We start from the raw sequence: 18653 nt of genomic DNA on the forward strand, positions 1-18653 counted from the left end.
GCCGCGGCCACCGGTCCAGGCGGCCTGCGCGACCTCGTCCAGCGCGCGGGCGACGACCTCGTCGGGTCCGGTCGCGGCGTCGGCGAGGTGGCGGGCGCGGCGCTCCGGCGCGGTCCCGCGGCACCCTGCCGGGGTCGCCGCGACGGCGGGCCCGAGCGCCCGGGCGAGGGCGAGGTGCGCGTGCCGCCGCTCGTCGGCGGTGGCGAGCTGGGCGACCGCGGCGCGGATCAGCGGGTGGCGGAACTCCAGACGGCCGCCCTCGACCACGCGGATCAGCCCGGCCCGCTTCGCCGGGGACAGGTCGCGGAGGTCGGCGTGCGGGCGGGCGGCGGCCCGCACCATGGGGACGTCGGCGTCGGGGTCGAGCGCGGCCAGCAGGAGCACGGCCCGGGCCTGCTCCGGCAACCCGGCGAGCCCGGCGGCGAACGCCGCCTCGAGGCGGTCGCTGAGCGGCAGGAACGCGGGCAGGGCGGCCTGGCCCGACCGCTCCCGGGGCGTGAGCGCCGCCGGCAGCTCCAGCAGCGCGAGCGGGTTGCCGGCGGCGTCGTCGAGCAGCCGCCGCCGCACGACGCCGGGCAGGCCGGGGTGGTGGGCGTCCAGCAGCGCCGCCGCGGCCCGCGCCGACAGCGGGGCGACGGTCCGCTCCGGCAGCCGCGTCTCGTCGAAGACGCCGCCCGCGCCCGACCGGACGGCGGCGAGGAACCGCGCGTGGGTGCCGGCGACGCGCCGCGCGAGGAACCCGAGGACGGTCGCGCTCGCCGCGTCGACCCACTGGACGTCGTCGACGACCAGCAGCAGCGGGCGGCCCGCCGCGACCTCGCCGACGAGGGCGAGCACGGCCGTGGACAGCACCAGCGGCTCGGCCTCGGGGGCGCCGGCCCGGCCGAGCACGTGGGCGAGGGCGTCGCGTTGGTCGTCGGGGAGCTTCCCGGCGAAGTCCCGGGTGGCGTACAGCAGTTGGTGCAGCGTCGAGAAGCGGATCCCGGACTCGAACGGCGCGCCCGCCGCCCGCAGCACCCGCATCCCGGCCGCGCCGGCCCGCGCGGCGGCGGCGTCGAGCAGCGCGGTCTTGCCGGCACACGGGTCGCCGCGCAGCAGCAGGCTCGGGCCGGGCGGGTCGGCGCCGGCGAGCACCGCGTCGATCGTCCGCAGCTCGGCTGCCCGGCCGCGCAGTTCACCCTGCTCCGCTGGAAGCGTCACGGTCATCCCCCGACCCCAACGGTAGCCAGGGAAGCAGTCATCTGACCCATGCCGCGGCGCCGGGGCCGCCGCAGGATTCATGGGTAGCCACGCACCAGCGATTGGAGAGACCATGCGGGTACTGATGATCGCGCCACCAGGAGCCGGCAAGGGTACACAGGGAGCCCGGATCGCAGCCCACTTCGGCGTGCCGCACCTCGCGACGGGCGACCTGCTGCGCCGCCACGTCGCGCTCGGCACGAGCCTGGGCCGCGCCGTGCAGGAGCACCTGGACCGCGGCGACCTGGTGCCGGACGGCGTCATGCAGGACCTGGTCCGCAGGTCCCTCGCCGACGCGACGGCCGACGGCGGCGGTTACGTGCTCGACGGCTACCCGCGCACGCCCGCGCAGGCGTGGGCCGCGTACCGGATCGCCGCGTCGCTCGACGCGACTGCGCACGTCGCGCTGCACCTGCGCACGGACGACGACGAGGTGGTCCGCCGCCTGCTGGCCCGCTCCGCGATCGAGCACCGCACCGACGACACCGAGCCCGTCATCCGGCGCCGCCTCGCGCTGTACCACCGGGTGACGGAGCCGATCCTGCAGTGGTACCGCTACCGCGGCATCCTCCTGTCGGTCGACGGCATGCCGGAGCCGGACCGGGTGACGTCGACGGTGGTGTCGGCGTTGCGGTACAGAAGACCGTGCCCCGATCCGGTTCCGGTGCCGCTGGCCGCCTAGCCGCGGGTGAGGCGCTGCACCACCCCCGTGCCGTCGTAGACGTTGGCGCCCAGGTAGCCGGTGCTGTAGGCCGTGTCGGTGGCGTCGATGACCGGTGTGGTGCCGCCGCCCAGGTACACCTTGATGCTCGCACCCGAGGCGACGACCTTCAGGTGGTAGGTGCGGCCCGGGACGATCGCCGTCGGGTAGGTGGCGATGTCGCGGCCCGGGCGCCACAGCTTCACCAGCCCGGACGCGTCGATGTTCGCGGTGTAGTGCTGGGTGGCGTCGGCGTTGGCCCGGAAGGTGAGGGCGGCGGCGGTGCCGTTGACGATCGTCAGATCGCCTTCGTAGGTGAAGTCGGCGGCGACGGTCCGGCTCAGGTAGAACGTGTCGCCGGCGCTGGTGCCGCGGGCGCCGGCCCGGGCGGCGGTCGTCGTCCAGGTGCCGCCGACGGGCTGCCACGGGCCGGCGAGGTTCGTCGCGAACCCGGGGCCGTTCAGCGTCAGGTTCTGCACGGTGGCGGTGCCGTTGAAGACGTTGGCGCCCAGGTAGCCGCTGCTGTAGGCGGTGTCGGTGGCGTCGATGACCGGGGTCGTGCCGTGGTCGAGGTACACCTTGATGCTCGCGCCGGCGGCGACGACCTTCAGGTGGTAGGTCCGCCCCGGGACGACCGCCGCGGGCGCGGTGGCGATGACCCGGCCGGGCCGCCACAGCTTCACCACCCCGGACGCGTCGACGTTGGCGGTGTAGTGCTGGGTGGCGTCGGCGTCGGCCCGGAAGGTGAGGGCGGCGGCGGTGCCGGAGGCGATCGTGACGTCGCCCTCGTAGGTGAGGTCGGCGGCGGTCGTGTTGCTCAGGTAGAACGCGTCACCGCTCGCGGTGCCGCGCTTGCCGGCCGCGGCGTCGCCCCAGGACCCGCCGGCGGCGTGCCACGGGCCGGCGAGGTTGGACTCCAATGTGGACTGGCCCTGCCCCCACGCGGAGCCCAGCCGGTGGAGCTCGGCGGAGACCAGCCGCACGGAGCCTCCGGTGGCGAACAGCCGGATGCCCTGGCTGCCCGCCGCGGAGTTGAAGTTCACGTTGTCGGTGAAGGAGAGCCGGCCGTCGTTGCCGAACACCTCCAGCTGGCCGCGGTCCACGAGCAGCCGCACCTTGACCCGCCCGTTCAGGGGTGCCAGCGGCGCCCCGTACAGCGTCTGCGCGGCCCGGTCGTAGACCACGGCCCGGTCGTAGCCGCCGTCCGCGCGGCGGTGCAGCTGGAACCCGAACTGGGTGGCGGTGGCGGTGCCGGCGTCGAACTCGGCGAGGATCTCGTAGGTGTCGGCGGTGATGCCGGCGAACGGGTCCGTGGCCGGCTCGGTGGTGATCGTGCGGTTCGACCAGGTCGTGGTGCCCTGGCGCAGGGAGGCGATCTCGGCGACGGGGAACCGGGTGATGCGCGGCCCGGCGGCCGTGCTGATGAGCCGCAGCTGGGCGGGGAACGACGCGTTGCCGGTCCAGGTGCCGCCGTGGTTGCCGGGCTGCCAGGCCATCTGCACGGTCCGGCCGTCGGGCATGTTGCTGAACGTGAGGCCCGCGTAGAACGTGCCGTCGAAGCTGTTGCGGCCCTGGTCCATGCGCTGCGGCGCGGTCCAGTCGGGGGTGAACACGGCGCCGTCGAACGTGCCGGTGACGTACTCGCCGGAGGCGTCGGTCATCACCCAGCGGACGTTCGCCGCGTTCCCGTCGACGGGCAGCGGGAAGAAGTCGGGGCACTCGAAGAGCCAGCCCGCGGCGTACCGGCTGCGATAGGTCCAGTCGAGGAGGTTCGCCGACGTGTAGACGTTGACGCCGTTGCCGCCGCCGTCGGACCAGACGACCATGACCCACCGGCCGCGGGCGGCGTCCCACAGCACCTTCGGGTCGCGGCTGGTGCCGGTCGGGGTCACGACCTTCCGGCCGCGGTCGTAGCTCTGGAAGGTGCGGGCGCCGTCGGTGCTGTAGGCGATCGAGACGCCGTTGGTGCCGGTGAACACGACGATCGGGGCGTCGGCGCCGGTCTTCAGGCCCGAGACGTTGGTGGTGTCGACGACGCCGGCGCCGGAGAACAGGTCGCCGGGGTGCACACCCGGCTCCAGGGCCATCGGCTTCTGCGTCCAGTGCACGAGATCGGGGCTGGTCGCGTGCCCCCAGTGCATGGTGTCCCAGCCGAGGCCGTGCGGGTTGTGCTGGTAGAAGAGGTGGTACTGGCCGTTGTAGTACAGCGGGGCGTTGACGTCGTTCATCCAGCCGCTGCGCGAGCTGAAGTGGAACTGGCCGCGGAACGGCTCGTCGTAGGCGGCGGTGGCCGGGTACGGGAACTCCGGGTAGTCGCTGGACGGGCTCGCGGCGGCCGGAGCGGCGGCGGACAGGGCGCCGGCGACGAGAGCGGCGGCGAGCAGGAACCGAACGGTACGCATGGCGGTGGTCCCTTCGGCGGGGTGACCGGTAGGGTTGAGGAAACGTTTCCTGACGAGTGTTCGACAGTGTGCGCTTCATAGAGAAAGATGTCCATACATGAGTGACCGTGGGCGGGCCACGATGAAGGACGTCGCGGCGCTCGCGGGCGTCGGGCTGGCGACGGTCTCCCGGGTCATCAACGGCGTGCCGGTCGACCCGCACCTCACCGGCCGGGTCCTGGACGCCGCGCGGCAGCTCGGCTACCGCAAGGACACCGCCGCCACCAGCCTGCGCCGCGCCGACCGGCGCACCAACACGATCGGGCTCGTGCTGCAGGACGTGGCCAACCCGTTCTCCTCGGCGCTGCACCGGGCCGTCGAGGACGTCGGCGTGCAGCGCGGGCTGCTGGTCCTCGCCGGCAGCAGCGACGAGGAGCCCGACCGGGAGCGGGAGCTGCTCGGGGTGCTGCGCACCAGGCGCGTCGACGGGCTCATCGTGGTGCCGACCGGCGCGCCCGACGGGGAGCTGGCGGCGGCGCACCGCGACGGGACGCCCATTGTCTGCGTCGACCGCGCCTCACCGGTGCCCGGCCTGGACACCGTCACCGCCGACAACCGCGGCGGCGTCGCGGGGGCCGTGCGGGCGCTGAACGACCTGGGGCACCGCGACGTCGGGTTCGTCGCCGACCATTCGTCGCTGTGGACGGCCCGCGAGCGGCACGCGGGGTTCGTCGAGGCGGCGGGGGCGACCCGGGCGGCGTGGGTGCGCCGGGACGTGCACACCGCGGAGGCGGCCCGGCAGGCGGTGACGGAGATGTTCGCCGCCGCGCCCGCGCCCACCGCGCTGGTGACCGCGCAGAACTGGCTGACCGTCGGCGCCCGGCGGGCCCTGGTGGAGCTGGGGCTGCACCGCTCCGTCGCGCACGTCGGCTTCGACGACTTCCCCCTCGCCGACATGCTCGACCCGCCGGTGTCGGTGATCGCGCAGGACCCGGCGGAGCTGGGGCGGCGGGCGGCGCTGCTCCTGCTGTCCCGGCTCGACGGCGACACCGGGCCCGCGGCGGCGGTCACGCTGCCGACGCGGTACATCGCCCGGGGGTCGGGGGAGATCCCGCCGCCCGGGCGATGACCCGCCTGGTGGTCAGGCCGCCTTGAAGCTGGTCACGGGCATCGAGGAGGCACCCGGGCCGACGCTGGCCGATGCGCCGGGCCTGGTCGACGCGGGTGCGCCGGGCCTGGTCGACGCGGGCGGGCGCGGGGTGTCGTCGCCGGTCCGGGCCGGCGGCTTGCCGTCCGCCGACGACCACAGCACGATGATGTTCCCGGGGATCGGCGCGGTGTCGAACACGATCCAGTCGCCGGGCACCTCCTCCGCCGGGGCGGCCATGGACTTCGGGCCGACGCGGTACTCGGCCGTCATGCCCTTCGCGGCGAGGATCTGGCGCGCCTCGGAGACCCGCTTGCCGATCAGGGACCCGCCGACGGCGTTCTCCTCCGTGGAGCCGCCCTCGATGAACTCGCCGGGCAGCGGGGTCCGGCCGAACGCCACGACCGCGTAGGACGAGAAGTTCAGCGGCACCTTGAACCCGACCTGGCACGACCCGTTGGCGGTGCACCGGCCCGGGTCCTCGATCGGCTCCAGCCCCGGGGCGCCCGACTCCTCGAACACCACCTTGCCGACGTTCTCGGGGTTCGCCGGCACCAGCTCGATCTTGATGTTGAGCCCGCGTCTCGCGAGCTCCTCACGGTACCGCTGGGGATCGGCGGCGGGATCCTTGATCGTGACGGTCAGGAACCCGTCGCCCTCGGCGAAGGTGAGCGCCGCGTTGGCCGGCTTCGGCGCGGTGAGCAGCGACCCGGCGACGAGCGCCGCGACGGCGAGCCCGGCCGCGACCGGCACCCCGACGAGCAGGCGGCGCCGCCAGTTCGTCGCCGGCGGGGCGGTGTCCAGGATGGCGTGCAGCAGGTCCTCGCCGGCCGCCTGCGCGGGCGCGGGGACGTGCACGGTGGGGGAGAGCAGCCGGATCAGGTGGTCCTGCTCTTCGTCGACGTCAGTCACGGTGGCTCCTCTCGCGGCTGGTGAAGGTGGGTGTGCGCAGCGCCTCCGCGAAGCGGCGGCGGGCTCGGTGCAGGCGGATCCGGGCGGCGTTGACCGTGCAGCCGAACGCGACGGCGAGCTCGTCGGCGCTCAGCCCCTCCCAGGCCACCAGCCGCAACACCTCGCGGTCGCCCTCGGGCAGCGCGCGGAACGCGTGCGCGATCTCCGGCGGCACCGAAGGCTCGATCGTGGTGGCACCGGCGAGCTCCTGGCGCAGCCGCGCCCCGAGGTCGGCGCGGCGCCGGTCGGCGCGCTGGTGGTTGGCCATGACGTTGCGGGCGACCCCGAACAGCCAGGGCCTGGCCTGCTCGTCCGGGATCTCGTCGATGCGGCGCCAGGCGGTCAGGAACGTGTCGGCGACCACGTCGGCGGCCGATTCCGGCCGGTCGACGCGCCGCAGCGCGTAGCCGAGCAGGTCCTGGTAGCAGGACCGGTACAGGGCTTCGAAGCGGGCGGCGCTAGGGGCTCGTGCCAAGGGTGGCTCCCGTCATGCGGCGTTCGTGTCGCCTGTACATGTCCGCACGGGGCCGAGCATTTCACGGTTCCTTGACGGCACTGTTCGGCCGTCGCGCCCTGGGGAGGATTTGTCTGATCTTGTGCCCTGTTCCCCTTCAGGCGTCGGCGGCGGGGCCGATAGGTCTCCTGGTGGGCGTGTCCCGAGCGCCCGTCCGTCCGGGAGGGGAGACCAGTGAGCGTTGAGGCGGCGCCCCGTGGCGGCGGTCCCGGCGACAGCACCGCCGGCGACGCGAAGCGATACCTGACCTTCACGTTGAACGGCGAGTCCTACGCGCTGGACATCTTCCACATCACCGAGATCCTGGAATACCGGAATCTCACGGTCGTGCCCATGACGCCCGACTTCGTCCGCGGCGTCATCAACCTGCGTGGCCGGGCGGTCCCGGTCATCGACCTCGCGATCCGCTTCGCCAAGGGCGCCACGAGCATCGCCAGGCGCACCAGCATCATCATCGTGCACATCCGCGGGATGCCCGGGTCCGGCGACGCCGGCACCGGCACTGTCGCCGGGGACGGCCGCGACGGTCAGGACATCGGCGTCCTCGTCGACGCGGTCAGCAAGGTCGAGTCCTTCACGGCGGAGGACATCGAGCCGGCGCCGGCGTTCGGCGCCGGCATCCGGGCCGACTTCATCGGCGGCATGGCGAAGCGCGACAACGACTTCATCATCGTGCTCGACATCGACCACGTGCTGTCGCTGAGCGACATGGCGGACCTCGTGACGGCGCTGCCGGCCGGAGCGGAAGGGAACGGCGGCGCCGACCGGGCGATCCGGTCGTCATGACGCGGTCACTCGCCGGCCCCACGGAGATCAGCGCCGCGGAGTTCCAGGCCGTCAGCGAGTTCCTCCACCAGTGCACCGGCGTCCGGCTCGCGCCGGGCAAGGAGACGCTGGTGATGGGGCGGCTGGACAAGCGCCTGCGCAAGCTCGGCCTGTCCAGCTACACGGAGTACCTCCGGCTGCTCCGGTCCCCGCAGCACGCCGCGGAGACCCGGCAGGCGATCGACCTGCTGACCACGAACGAGACGTTCTTCTTCCGCGAGCCCCGGCACTTCGAGTTCCTCGGCGAGGTCGTCGCGCCGGCGTACCGCGCCCAGCGGGTGCACCGGCCGTTCCGGCTGTGGAGCGCCGCCAGCTCCAGCGGCGAGGAGGCGTACAGCGCGGCGATGGTGCTCGCCGAGGCACTGCCGGACCGGCCGTGGGAGATCGTCGGCACCGACGTCTCGTCGCGGGTGGTGGCCGGCGCGGCGGCCGGCATCTACCCGATCTCGGCGGCGGAGCGGATCCCGAAGGCGATGCTGCGGCGGTACTGCCGCAAGGGGCGGGCCGAGTACGAGGGCCTGATGGCCGTCGACCGGGAGCTGCGGGCGCGCACGACGTTCCTCGGCGCGAACCTCCTGGAGGATCTGACCCGCCTCGGCCGGTTCGACGTGATCATGCTGCGCAACGTGATGATCTACTTCGAGCCCGAGACGAAGGCGCGGGTGGTCGGGCGGCTGCAGGAGATGCTGCACCCGGGCGGCTACCTCATCGTCAGCCTGTCCGAGACGCTCAACGGCATCCCGTCGCGGCTGCGGGCGGTCCAGCCGTCGATCTACCGCCTCGGAGACGATCGTGGGTAGCGTGACCGAGGTCTTCCTCAACCCGGGCGACTTCCACTTCGCCGGGGCCGGCACCTGCATCCGGACCGTGCTCGGCTCCTGCGTCGCCATCACGCTGTGGCACCCGCGGCTGCTGGTCGGCGGGATGTGCCACTACCTGCTGTCCCACCGCGCCGCCCCGCCGGGGGAGCACCCCGCGCTGAGCGGCCGCTACGCCGACGAGGCGGTCCAGCTGTTCCTGCGCGAGCTCGGGCGCAACGGCACCCGTCCCGCGGACTACCAGGCGAAGATCTTCGGCGGCGGTGACCAGTTCCCCGGCGGATCGCCCGGCCCGGCGCCGCGCGTCCCGCGGGACAACATCGAGACCGGCCTGCTGCTGCTGCGCGAGCACGGCTTCCACCTGGCCGCGAAGCACCTGGGCGGCACCGGGTCCCGGCAGCTGGTGTTCGACCTCGGCACGGGCGACGTGTGGGTGCAGCATCAGGAGCGACGGCCGGCCGGAGCGGGCCATGACCGGTAAGGGGATCAGCGTCGTCATCGTCGACGACTCCGCGGTGGTGCGCCAGGTGCTGTCCAAGCGGCTGGCGGACAGCCCCGGCATCGAGGTGCTCGGATGCGCCTCAGATCCGATCTTCGCGATGAACCTGATGAACCGGGCCTGGCCGGACGTCGTCGTGCTCGACATCGAGATGCCCAGGATGGACGGCATCACGTTCCTCAAGAAGATCATGGCGACCCGGCCGACGCCGGTGATCATCTGCTCGACGCTGAGCCAGCGCGGCGCCCGCGCCACGATGGACGCCCTGGCGGCCGGGGCGGCCGGGGTCGTGCCCAAGCCCAGCACCGGCCTGAAGCAGTTCATGGCCGACGACAGCGGCGACATCGTGGCGGCGGTCCGGGCGGCGGCGGCCGGCAAGGTCGCCCGCCTCGACCGGGCCGGGCCTGTCCCCGCCGTCGCCGCGCCGCGTCCTGCCGCGGCGGCTCCGCCCGTGGTGTCGGCCGGCCGGATCATCGCCATCGGCACCTCCACCGGCGGCACGCAGGCCCTCGAGACCGTGCTGACGGCGCTGCCCCGCGACAGCCCGGGCATCGTGATCGTGCAGCACATGCCGGAGAAGTTCACCGCCGCGTTCGCCGAGCGCATGGACGTGCTGTCCGCGATCGAGGTCCGCGAGGCCGCCGACGGTGACCTCGTCGCCGGCGGGCTGGCCCTCGTCGCGCCGGGCGGCCGGCACATGCAGGTCCTCTCCGACGGCGCCCGCTTCCGGGTCAAGGTGAGCGACGGCCCGCCGGTCAACCGGCACCGGCCCTCCGTCGACGTGCTCTTCAGGTCCGTCGCGAAGGTCGCGGGCCGGCACGCACTCGGCGTGATCATGACCGGGATGGGCGACGACGGCGCCCGCGGGCTGCTGGAGATGCGGACCGCCGGCGCGCTCACCGTCGCGCAGGACGAGGCGACCTGTGTCGTGCACGGTATGCCGAAGGAAGCGGTCCGGCTGGGTGCCGTCGACCGGGAAGTGCCGCTGACCGCCATCGCCGAGGTGATCCGTACCCATGGTTGAGTTCCTGATCGTCGTCGTCGCCCTCGCCGCCGGCCTGGCCGCCGGCTACAAGGCCGGGACGCTGCGCGCCGGCCGCGCCGGGCGGGAGGAGGCGGCGGCGCGCGCCGCGACCGCCGACTACGCGCGCAGCGTCACCGAGTTCGCCGGCGCGGTCGCCCCCGTGTGGTCGAGCCAGATCGAGTCGTCGCGGACGCAGATGGAGGCCGCGGTCGGCGCGGTGACCACCGAGTTCAGCCAGATCGTCGACAACCTCGACGCGGTGCTCGCCTCGTCGAGCGCGGCGCTGGAGGACAGCCACGGCGGCGGCGCGCTGGAGCGGGGCCGGCAGCGTCTCGGCAGCGTCGTGCACACCCTCGACGCCGCCCTGACCTCGAAACGTGAGGCGCTGCGGGACCTCGAGGCGCTGCTCGGCCTCAACGACGACCTGAAGCAGATGACCGCCGAGGTCGCGCAGATCGCGGCGCAGACCAACCTCCTGGCGCTCAACGCGTCGATCGAGGCCGCGCGGGCCGGGGAGGCCGGCGCCGGGTTCGGCATCGTCGCCCTGGAGGTCCGCCAGCTGGCGGAGCGGTCGTTCCAGACCAGCGAGCGGATGGCGCGCCGCGTCGAGGGCATCGCCGGCGCGATCGCCTCCGCGCTGAGCAAGGCCGAGGGCGACGCCGAGCGCGAGGGCGTGGCGGTCACCCGGGCCAACAGCGAGGTGAGCGAGGTCCTCGACGACCTCGGCGCCGTGCTCGCCGGCCTGCGCGACTCCTCCGACCAGCTCGAACGCGCCGCCGTCGGGATTCGGTCGGGGGTCGCCGGCGCCATCGTCAACCTGCAGTTCCAGGACCGGATCGGCCAGGTCCTGGAGCACCTGCGGGAGAACATCGACCGGATGCCGGTCGTCGTCGCCGAGGACCGGTCCCTGAACGCCCGGCGGCTGCTCGACGAGCTCGCCGCCACGTACACGATGCACCAGGAGCGGGAGGCGCACCTCACCGGCGCCAGGACCGCCGCGGTGCCCGAATCAGAGATCACGTTCTTCTAGAGGGGGCACCTGATGTCGAAGACCATTCTGATCGTCGATGACTCGGCGTCGGTACGGCAGGTCGTCACCATCGCGCTGCGCGGCGCGGGCTACGAGGTGGTGGCCGCGACCGACGGCAAGGACGCGCTGAAACAGCTCGACGGCCGGCGGATCCACCTGATCATCTCGGACGTGAACATGCCGAACATGGACGGCATCACGCTCGTCGGCGAGGTCAAGAAGCTGCCGTCCTACCGGTTCACCCCGATCATCATGCTGACGACGGAGTCGCAGGAGGACAAGAAGCGGCAGGCGCAGGCGGCCGGGGCGAAGGCGTGGGTCACCAAGCCGTTCCAGCCGGACCAGATGCTGGCGGCGGTGTCGAAGCTGGTGATGCCGTGACCGTGCCGGCCCGGCGGCTGGAGCTCGACGGCGAGCTGACCATCGTCGCGGCGGCCGAGCAGCAGGCCCGGGTGCGGGGGTTCCTCGCGGAGAGCCCCGCGCCGGCCGAGCTCGACCTCTCGGGCGTGACCGAGCTGGACACCGCCGGCCTGCAGATCCTGCTCGCCGCCCGGCGGGAGGCGGAGCAGCGGGGCACCACCCTGACCTTCCACGACCCGAGCGGCCCCGTCCGGTCGGTGTTCGAGACCGCCCACCTCAGCGCGGAGCTGGACTGACGGGAGCACGATGGTGAGCGACGACCTCAACGACGCCCTCGACACCTTCATCACCGAGGCACGGGAGCTGCTGCAGGACTTCGAGGAGGGCCTGCTCGGCCTCGAGGACGACCCGAGCGCCGAGGAGACCGTCAACGCCCTCTTCCGCACGATGCACACCCTGAAAGGGTCGGCGGGGCTGTTCGGCCTGGCCCATCTGGTGGCGTTCACGCACGTGGTGGAGACCGTGCTGGACTCGCTCCGGGAGGGCGAGCTGGCGGTGACCCCGGAGCTGGTCAGCGCGCTGCTGCCGTGCGGCGACCACGTCTCCTCGATGGTCGAGGGCGTGGCCTCCGGCCGGACCGAGGCGACGCCTGCCGAGACGGTCGACGGCGACCGGCTGCTCGCCGCGCTCCAGCCGTTCCTCACCGAGGGGGAGGCGCCGGCTCGTACACCCGCCGCCGCCGAGGAACAGAGCAACGACGGCCTCAGGACGTGGCGGCTCACGCTGTGGTTCGGACCCGACAGCCTGCGCAACGGCATGGACCCCCTGTCGTTCCTGCGCTACCTGGGCAGCATGGGCACCGTCACCCGGGTCACGACCCTGACCGACGCCCTGCCGGAGCCCGACCTGATGGACCCGGAGACCTGCTACCTCGGCTTCGAGGCCGAGTTCGTCAGCGGCGCGCCGAAGACGGAGATCGAGGGGGTCTTCGACTTCGTCCGCGAGGACAGCCAGATCGCGATCGTGCCCGCCGACGACTACGGCACGGTGATCGAGGAGCTGCCCGACCAGGACCGGCTCGGCGACCTGCTGGTCCGCAGCGGCGCCGCCACCGACCTGGAGATCGCCAGGGCGCTGCGGATCCAGCAGGAGCGCAACCGGTCCGGCGACACGCTGCCGCCGCTCGGCGAGATCCTGATCGAGACGCAGGCCGTGCCGAAGCCCGTGGTCGAGGCGGCGCTGGGCAAGCAGCGCAAGACGGCCGACGGCCGGTCGCAGGAGACCCAGACCATCCGGGTGTACGCCAACCGGCTCGACAAGCTCATCGACCTCGTCGGCGAGCTCGTGATCGCCCAGTCGAGCGTGGGGATCCACCGCCGCGACGGCGACGGCTACGAGGAGGCGCAGGGCGAGGTCATGCGGCTCGTCGAGGAGGTCCGGCACAGCGCGCTGTCGCTGCGGATGGTGCCGATCGGCACGACGCTGCGCCGCTTCGAGCGGGTCGTCCGCGATGTCTGCGTCGACCTGGACAAGGACGTCGACCTGATCATCACCGGCGGCGAGGCGGAGATGGACAAGGCGCTCGTCGAGCGGATCGGCGACCCGCTGCTGCACCTGGTCCGCAACGCCCTCGACCACGGCGTCGAGCCCCGGGCCGAGCGGGAGCGCCAGGGCAAGCCGGTGCGCGGGAAGCTGCGGCTCAACGCCTTCCACGATGCCGGGTCCATCGTCATCGAGGTCGCCGACGACGGCCGCGGGCTCAACCGCGAGCGCATCCTCGCCAAGGCCGTCGACCGCGGCATGGTCCAGGCGGGCACCGTCATGAGCGACCACGAAGTGTTCGACCTCATCTTCGAGCCCGGCTTCTCGACCGTGGAGACGGTGTCGAACCTCTCGGGCCGCGGCGTCGGGATGGACGTCGTGCGCCGCAACATCGCCGAGCTGCGCGGCACCATCGAGGTCGACACGGCCGCCGGGGCGGGCACCACCTTCCGGATCCGGCTGCCGCTGACGCTCGCCATCATCGACGGGTTCCTGGTCGGCGTCGGGACCAGCGCGTTCATCGTGCCGCTGGACCGGGTCACCGAGTGCGTGGAGCTGCCGCCGAACGCCTCCGGCCGCGACTGCATGTACCTGCGGGGTGAGGTGCTGCCCTTCGTCCGGCTCCGGACGATCTTCGACATCGCGGGGCAGCCGCCGCGGCGGCAGAACGTGGTCGTCATCGAGCAGTCCGGGCAGCGGGCGGGACTGGTCGTGGACACCCTGCTCGGGCAGTTCCAGACCGTCATCAAACCGCTGGGCGTGCTCTTCAGCGAGGCCCGCTGCATCAGCGGCTCGACGATCCTCGGCAACGGCGAGGTGGCGCTGATCCTGGACGTCGGACCGCTCGTCGCGGAGAACGTGAGCCGCGAGCAGCTGCTCGTCTGAAGGCTGGCCGGAAGGACCGGTCAGAAGCGGTCGAACTTGCTCTCGTCGATCTCGGCGACCGGGAGGTCGGCCCGCGGCGAGTACTGCGAGGTGCCGTAGTTCAGGCTCTTCGCCTGCGGCTTCGCCGTCTCCCGCGGCGAACGGCCGCTGTTGGTGGCGCGGCGGCCGCCCTGCCCGCCGCCCGCGCCGGTCGTGAAGAACGCCATCATGTTCTGCAGCTGGTGCGTCTGCGCCGCCATCTCCTCGGCGGTGGCCGCGAGCTCCTCGCTCGACGACGCGGTCTGCTGGGTGACCTTGCCGATCTGGGTCATCGCGATGTTGATCTGGTGCACGCCGGTGGACTGCTCGCCGCTGGCGGCGGCGATCTCCTGGACCAGGTCCGAGGTCCTGGTGATGCTCGGGATGATCTTGTCGAGGAGGGAGCCGGCGTGCTCCGCGGTCGTCATGCTGCCCGCGGCCAGCTCGCTGATCTCCTGGGCCGCGACCTGGCTGCGCTCGGCGAGCTTGCCGACCTCCGTCGCCACCACGGCGAAGCCCTTGCCGTGCTCCCCGGCCCGGGCCGCCTCGATGGTCGCGTTCAGGGCCAGCATGTTGGTCTGGAAGGCGATGTCGTCGATGATCCCGATCTTGCTCGTGATCTGCTTCATCGCGTCGAGCGTCTTCTGCACCGCGCCGCCGCCGTCCTGGGCCTCGGTCGCCGCGCTGGCCGCGATGCTCTCGGTGGTGCGGGCGTTGTCGCTGTTCTGAGCGATGCCGGCGGTCATCTGCTCGATGCTGGCGGTCGTCTCCTGCACGCTGGCGGCCTGCTCGGTCGCGGCCTGCGACAGGCTCTGGGAGGCGCCGCTGATCTGGCTCGACGCGTTGGTCAGCTGGGTGGCGGAGTCGACGACCGTGCTCACCGTGTCGGCGAGGCGCTCCAGCGCGCTGTTGAGGGCGGTGCCCATCCGGCCGACCTCGTCGCGGCTCACCACCGTGACCCGCCGGTCGAGGCGCCCCTCGGCCATGGCGGACAGGACCGCGACCGTCTCCTGCAGCGGCCTGGAGATGGCCCGGCTGATCATCAGCACGATCGTGAACGCCAGCACCAGGGCCACCACGATCAGCCCGATCGACAGCACCCGCGAGGAGTCGTACGCGGACTTCGACTCGGCGAGCGTCGACTGGGCGGCCTTGTTCTCCAGCTCGACCAGGTTGTTGAGCGCGGTGTCGATCGCGGCCGCGATCGGCGCGCCCTGCCCCTTGGTCACCTTGTTGAAGCCGGAATAGTCGCCGGCCTTCGCCAGCGGGATCAGCTGCGACGTCAGCAGCTCCTGGTACGCCTTCCAGGAGGACTCGAACGCTTCCCGGTCGGCCGTGCCGCCCTGCCCGCCGCCGGCGGCGAACGTCTGCCAGCTCGTGTCGAGCCCCTCCACGGCGGTCCGCAACGTCTGCTCGGCGGCGTCCCTCTCGGCCGGGGTCTGCGCGAGGGCGACGTCACGGAGCATGAACCGGACATCGCGGTAGTCCGAGCTCACCTCGTCGACGTTCTGCACCGTGCGCAGGTTGTTGTTGTACATCAGGTCCAGGCGCTGCTGGGCGTCGCCGAGCTGGATCAGGCCGAACACCCCGATCGCCAGCAGCAGCACGGACACCACGCCCGCCAGGGTGCCCAGCTTCCAGGCGACGGACAGGTCACGGAATCCGGAGCGGCGTCGTTCGCCGGTAGCCTCGGCCATTCCCGGCCCTCCTCTGGAGTTGGGTCTGCCCCCTCCTCATCGGCCCCGACCGGCGATCGTCTGAGCATTTCCGCCACCGGCGTCGCGTCGTCCGATCGGGCGGGATCCGGGCCTGTTGACCCGCCCGGCTCGGGCTCGGTACATTCCGGCCGCGAGCCGCGGTGGGAGCCGAGCGGCCGGACGCGGCGCGTGTGCCGCGGGTCCGGCGCGTGTCCGCGCCCGTCACACCCCGCCCCGGAGGCACCGTGTTCCGCTCCGCCATCCTTGCCGTCGCCGCGCTCCTGCCGCTCCCGCTGGCCTCGCCCGCGTCGGCCGCCCCCGCTGGGGACTTCAGCTGTGACTACCGCTTCTTCGCGTGGGACGGGGGGTTCGTCGCGGACCTCACGATCACCAACCACGGCCCGGCCATCGACGGCTGGACCGCCAGGTGGACCTTCAGCACCGCGACCGGCAACCTCGGCGTCTGGCAGGCCAGGATGGAGCAGCCCAACCCGTTCGCGGTCACGGCGACGAACATGCCGTACAACGCCGTCATCGACACGGGCCGGTCGGTGCGGTTCGGCTGGACCGCGTCGGCCGCCGCGACGGAGGCGCCGCACGACCTGACCGTCAACGGCCTGCCCTGCTGAGCCCGTCGACGGCGCGAGCCAGCCCGTGCCGGTCGCCGGTGCGTTCGGCGAGGGCACGGGCCGCCGCGAACCGGTGCGCCGCCGCGTCCGGGCGGTCGGTGGCCAGCAGCACGTCGCCGAGGGCGTTGAGGGTCTCGACCTCCAGGCCGCACTCGCCCGTGGCGCGGGCGACGGTGAGCGCGCGCCGCAGGTGACCGAGGGCCTTCGCGTGGTCGCCGCGGCGGTGGTACGCCGCCCCGAGCGTGCCCCGCGCGGTGCCCTCGCCGCCGCGGTCACCGGCCTCGACGCACCGCTCCAGGGCCAGGTGCAGGTGCGCGAGCGCCGCGTCGTGACGGCCCGTGGCGCTGAAGACGGCGCCCAGGTTGCCCAGCGCGTAACCCTCGAGGCGGCGGTCGCCGAGGTCGGCGAACAGCGCCGCCGCCCGGCACAGATGGTCGAGGGCCTCCGGGTGCCGGCCGATGCGGTGCAGCGTGAAGCCGAGGTTGAGCAGCTGGGCGCCCTCGCCGTGCCGGTCGCCGAGCGCGCGGTAGGCGGCCAGGGCGTCCCGCAGCCGGGCGAGCGCCTCGTCGTGGTCGCCGAGCCGCTCGTGCACGAGGGCCAGCCGGGCGGTGGCGCGCGCCTCGCCGGCCGCGTCACCGGCGGCGCGGTGGCCGTCCAGCGACCGCCCGAAGTGGACCTTCGCCAGGTCGTGGTCGCCGAGCAGCCAGTGGACGGTGCCGAGGTCGGTGTGCGCGCCGGCGTCGCCGTGCGCCGCGGCGGCGGTGTGCAGCGCGAGCGCCTCCCGGTAGTGGCCGCCGACCTCCAGGTACCGCCACAGCACCCGCGACAGGGCGACGGCGGCCCGGGACCCGGCGAGGGCGACGAGCGCGGCGCGGTGCCGGTCCAGCCATCGCGCCGCCGCCTCGGGACCGTCCAAAGTGGACCCTGTGACGGGCTCGGCGCGGTCGTGGGGGAACAGGGTCGCGGTCGCGGCGGTCGCGGTGTCCAGCAGGTGCGCCGCGAGCCGGTCCAGCGCGGCCCCCGCCTCGCCGGGCGGCAGGTGCGCGGCGAGCTCCGCGCTGTAGGCCCGCAACAGGTCGTGCATGGTGTAGCCGCCGTCGGCCGGCTCGACGAGGTGCGCGCGGGCCAGCTCGTCGAGCAGCGCCCCGGCGGGCACGCCGGCGAGGGCGGTGGTGGCGGCGGCGTCGACGACCCGGCCGGGGTGCAGGCCGAGCAGCTGGAAGGCGCGCGCGGCGGGCGGGTCGAGCCGGCGCAGCGACCAGGAGAACACCGACCGCAGCGCGGTGTGCGGGTCGCCGTCGGCGTCGAACGCGGCCAGGTCGGCCGGGACCCCGGAGCAGTGCGGCGACGGACCGGCCGCGGCGATGCGCAGCGCGAGCGGCAGGCCGGCGCAGCGGTCGGCGAGGAGGTCCACGGTGCCCGGGCCGGCCCCGGGGCCGAGGAGCCGCCGCAGCAGGACGCGGGAGTCGGCCCGGTCGAGCCGCCCGAGGCGGACCGGGTGGGCGCCGTCGCGGGCGACCAGGCCGCCGAGCGTGTCGCGGCTGGTGACGATGACCGCGCCGGTGGAGGTGCCGGGCAGCAGCGGGCGGACCTGGCCGGCGCCGGCGGCGTTGTCCAGCACCACGAGCAGCCGCCGGCCGGCGACCTCGGTCCGGTAGCGGGCGGCGCGTTCGTCGGTCGCGGCGGGGATGCCCGACGCCGGCACGCCGAGCCCGCGGAGGAACCCGGCGAGGGCGTCGCCGGGGTCGACGGGCCGGCCGGGGTCGTACCCGCGCAGGTCGACGTAGAGCTGGCCGTCGGGGAACCGGTCGGCGACGCGGTGCGCCCAGTGCACGGCGAGGGCGGTCTTGCCCACGCCGGCGGTACCGGCGATCAGCACGACCCGGGGCCCGGCGCCCGCGAGGACGGCGTCGAGGTCGGCGAGGCGTGCCGCCCGGCCGGTGAACGCGGGCACGTCCGCCGGCAGCTGCCGGGGCACCGGGTGCCCCGGGCCGGCCGGGCCGGTCGGGGCGGCGGGGGCGGGGGAAGGCACGGGACGGCGGCCCTCCTCCACCCGGTCGCGGGCGGTGGCGAGCGCGCCCTGCTCGGCCGGTGCCGCGCCCAGCAGGCGGACCAGCACGTCGAAGCGGTCGGTCGGCGGCAGCACCCGCCCCGACAGGTAGCCGCCGATGATCCCGTGCGACCAGCCGGTCGCCGCCGCCAGGTCGCGGTAGGTCAGCTCGGTGCCGCCGCGGCGGCGGGCGTCGCGGCGGCGCAGCTCCCGCAGCAGCCGCGCCAGGTCGGCGGTCGCGCGCACGGCCGCGACCGCGTCCGGCGCGAGAAGGGCGGCGCGGGTGTCGATGCCGGCAGCGTAGGCCCGGACGCGGCCGCGGTGCGCGGGGTCGCCGGGCGGCG

At 73.9% G+C, this 18653-nt stretch carries 17 protein-coding genes; 11 read left to right on the plus strand and 6 right to left on the minus strand.

Annotated features, from left to right (window positions below; genetic code table 11):
- Window positions 1-1200: ATP-binding protein (locus AB0J72_RS57270; RefSeq protein ID WP_363417176.1), on the minus strand; the 1200-nt coding region annotated here is incomplete at its 3' end.
- Window positions 1201-1312: 112 nt separating this feature from the next.
- Here AB0J72_RS57270 and AB0J72_RS57275 point away from each other — a divergent pair.
- Window positions 1313-1921, plus strand: a complete 609-nt coding sequence (locus AB0J72_RS57275) for an adenylate kinase (protein WP_363417179.1) — start codon at window positions 1313-1315, stop codon at window positions 1919-1921.
- On the opposite strand, the gene AB0J72_RS57280 is transcribed toward AB0J72_RS57275, so the two are convergent.
- Entirely contained in the window at window positions 1918-4341 is a 2424-nt protein-coding gene (locus tag AB0J72_RS57280) for a GH32 C-terminal domain-containing protein (RefSeq protein ID WP_363417182.1), read from the minus strand. The genes AB0J72_RS57275 and AB0J72_RS57280 overlap by 4 nt on opposite strands.
- Before the next feature lie 97 nt (window positions 4342-4438).
- On the opposite strand from AB0J72_RS57280, the gene AB0J72_RS57285 reads away from it, so the two are divergent.
- Window positions 4439-5449 carry a LacI family DNA-binding transcriptional regulator gene (locus AB0J72_RS57285; protein WP_363417184.1) on the plus strand — a complete coding sequence of 337 codons (1011 nt, stop codon included), beginning with the start codon at window positions 4439-4441 and terminating at the stop codon, window positions 5447-5449.
- 12 nt (window positions 5450-5461) lie between these two features.
- Here AB0J72_RS57285 and AB0J72_RS57290 read toward each other — a convergent pair whose 3' ends face one another.
- Together AB0J72_RS57290 and AB0J72_RS57295 are read right to left on the minus strand one after the other, a co-directional pair.
- A complete protein-coding gene (locus AB0J72_RS57290; RefSeq protein ID WP_363417187.1) occupies window positions 5462-6379 on the minus strand; it encodes a hypothetical protein in 918 nt (305 codons plus the stop codon).
- Window positions 6372-6893 carry a sigma-70 family RNA polymerase sigma factor gene (locus AB0J72_RS57295; RefSeq protein ID WP_360560030.1) on the minus strand — a complete coding sequence of 174 codons (522 nt, stop codon included), beginning with the start codon at window positions 6891-6893 and terminating at the stop codon, window positions 6372-6374. The genes AB0J72_RS57290 and AB0J72_RS57295 overlap by 8 nt, the downstream gene beginning before the upstream one ends.
- Before the next feature lie 213 nt (window positions 6894-7106).
- Here AB0J72_RS57295 and AB0J72_RS57300 point away from each other — a divergent pair, with 213 nt between their 5' ends.
- From AB0J72_RS57300 to AB0J72_RS57335, 8 genes are read left to right on the plus strand one after another with little or no spacing between them, the layout of a single operon-like run.
- Window positions 7107-7718: a chemotaxis protein CheW gene (locus AB0J72_RS57300; RefSeq protein ID WP_363417190.1), complete on the plus strand. Its 612-nt coding sequence runs from the start codon at window positions 7107-7109 to the stop codon at window positions 7716-7718.
- The gene (locus tag AB0J72_RS57305) at window positions 7715-8557 is read left to right on the plus strand and encodes a CheR family methyltransferase (protein WP_363417193.1); all 843 of its coding nucleotides are present in this window, start codon (window positions 7715-7717) and stop codon (window positions 8555-8557) included. The genes AB0J72_RS57300 and AB0J72_RS57305 overlap by 4 nt, the downstream gene beginning before the upstream one ends.
- 1 nt (window position 8558) lies before the next feature.
- Window positions 8559-9056, plus strand: coding sequence for a chemotaxis protein CheD (locus AB0J72_RS57310; RefSeq protein WP_363417196.1), 498 nt, complete (start codon window positions 8559-8561; stop codon window positions 9054-9056).
- Window positions 9046-10098, plus strand: coding sequence for a chemotaxis response regulator protein-glutamate methylesterase (locus AB0J72_RS57315; RefSeq protein WP_363417199.1), 1053 nt, complete (start codon window positions 9046-9048; stop codon window positions 10096-10098). Before AB0J72_RS57310 ends, AB0J72_RS57315 begins: the two co-directional genes overlap by 11 nt.
- Window positions 10091-11128: a methyl-accepting chemotaxis protein gene (locus tag AB0J72_RS57320; RefSeq protein ID WP_363417202.1), complete on the plus strand. Its 1038-nt coding sequence runs from the start codon at window positions 10091-10093 to the stop codon at window positions 11126-11128. The genes AB0J72_RS57315 and AB0J72_RS57320 overlap by 8 nt, the downstream gene beginning before the upstream one ends.
- 12 nt (window positions 11129-11140) lie before the next feature.
- On the plus strand, window positions 11141-11509 hold the full coding sequence (locus AB0J72_RS57325) for a response regulator (RefSeq protein ID WP_344512636.1): 369 nt from the start codon (window positions 11141-11143) through the stop codon (window positions 11507-11509).
- The gene (locus tag AB0J72_RS57330; protein ID WP_363417206.1) at window positions 11506-11784 is read left to right on the plus strand and encodes an STAS domain-containing protein; all 279 of its coding nucleotides are present in this window, start codon (window positions 11506-11508) and stop codon (window positions 11782-11784) included. Before AB0J72_RS57325 ends, AB0J72_RS57330 begins: the two co-directional genes overlap by 4 nt.
- A 10-nt stretch (window positions 11785-11794) precedes the next feature.
- Window positions 11795-13915: a chemotaxis protein CheA gene (locus AB0J72_RS57335; protein WP_363417209.1), complete on the plus strand. Its 2121-nt coding sequence runs from the start codon at window positions 11795-11797 to the stop codon at window positions 13913-13915.
- A gap of 20 nt (window positions 13916-13935) precedes the next feature.
- Here the strand turns inward: AB0J72_RS57335 and AB0J72_RS57340 are convergent, their stop codons facing one another.
- On the minus strand, window positions 13936-15630 hold the full coding sequence (locus tag AB0J72_RS57340; RefSeq protein WP_363417212.1) for a methyl-accepting chemotaxis protein: 1695 nt from the start codon (window positions 15628-15630) through the stop codon (window positions 13936-13938).
- Window positions 15631-15875: 245 nt separating this feature from the next.
- On the opposite strand from AB0J72_RS57340, the gene AB0J72_RS57345 reads away from it, so the two are divergent.
- Complete coding sequence (locus AB0J72_RS57345; protein ID WP_344512646.1) at window positions 15876-16259, plus strand: cellulose binding domain-containing protein; 384 nt, start codon at window positions 15876-15878, stop codon at window positions 16257-16259.
- Here AB0J72_RS57345 and AB0J72_RS57350 read toward each other — a convergent pair.
- The coding region (locus tag AB0J72_RS57350; RefSeq protein ID WP_363417216.1) for a tetratricopeptide repeat protein at window positions 16240-18653 on the minus strand (2414 nt) is incomplete at its 5' end. The genes AB0J72_RS57345 and AB0J72_RS57350 overlap by 20 nt on opposite strands.

This window comes from Dactylosporangium sp. NPDC049742 (assembly GCF_040674675.1).
Classification (GTDB): Bacteria; Actinomycetota; Actinomycetes; order Mycobacteriales; family Micromonosporaceae; genus Dactylosporangium; species Dactylosporangium maewongense.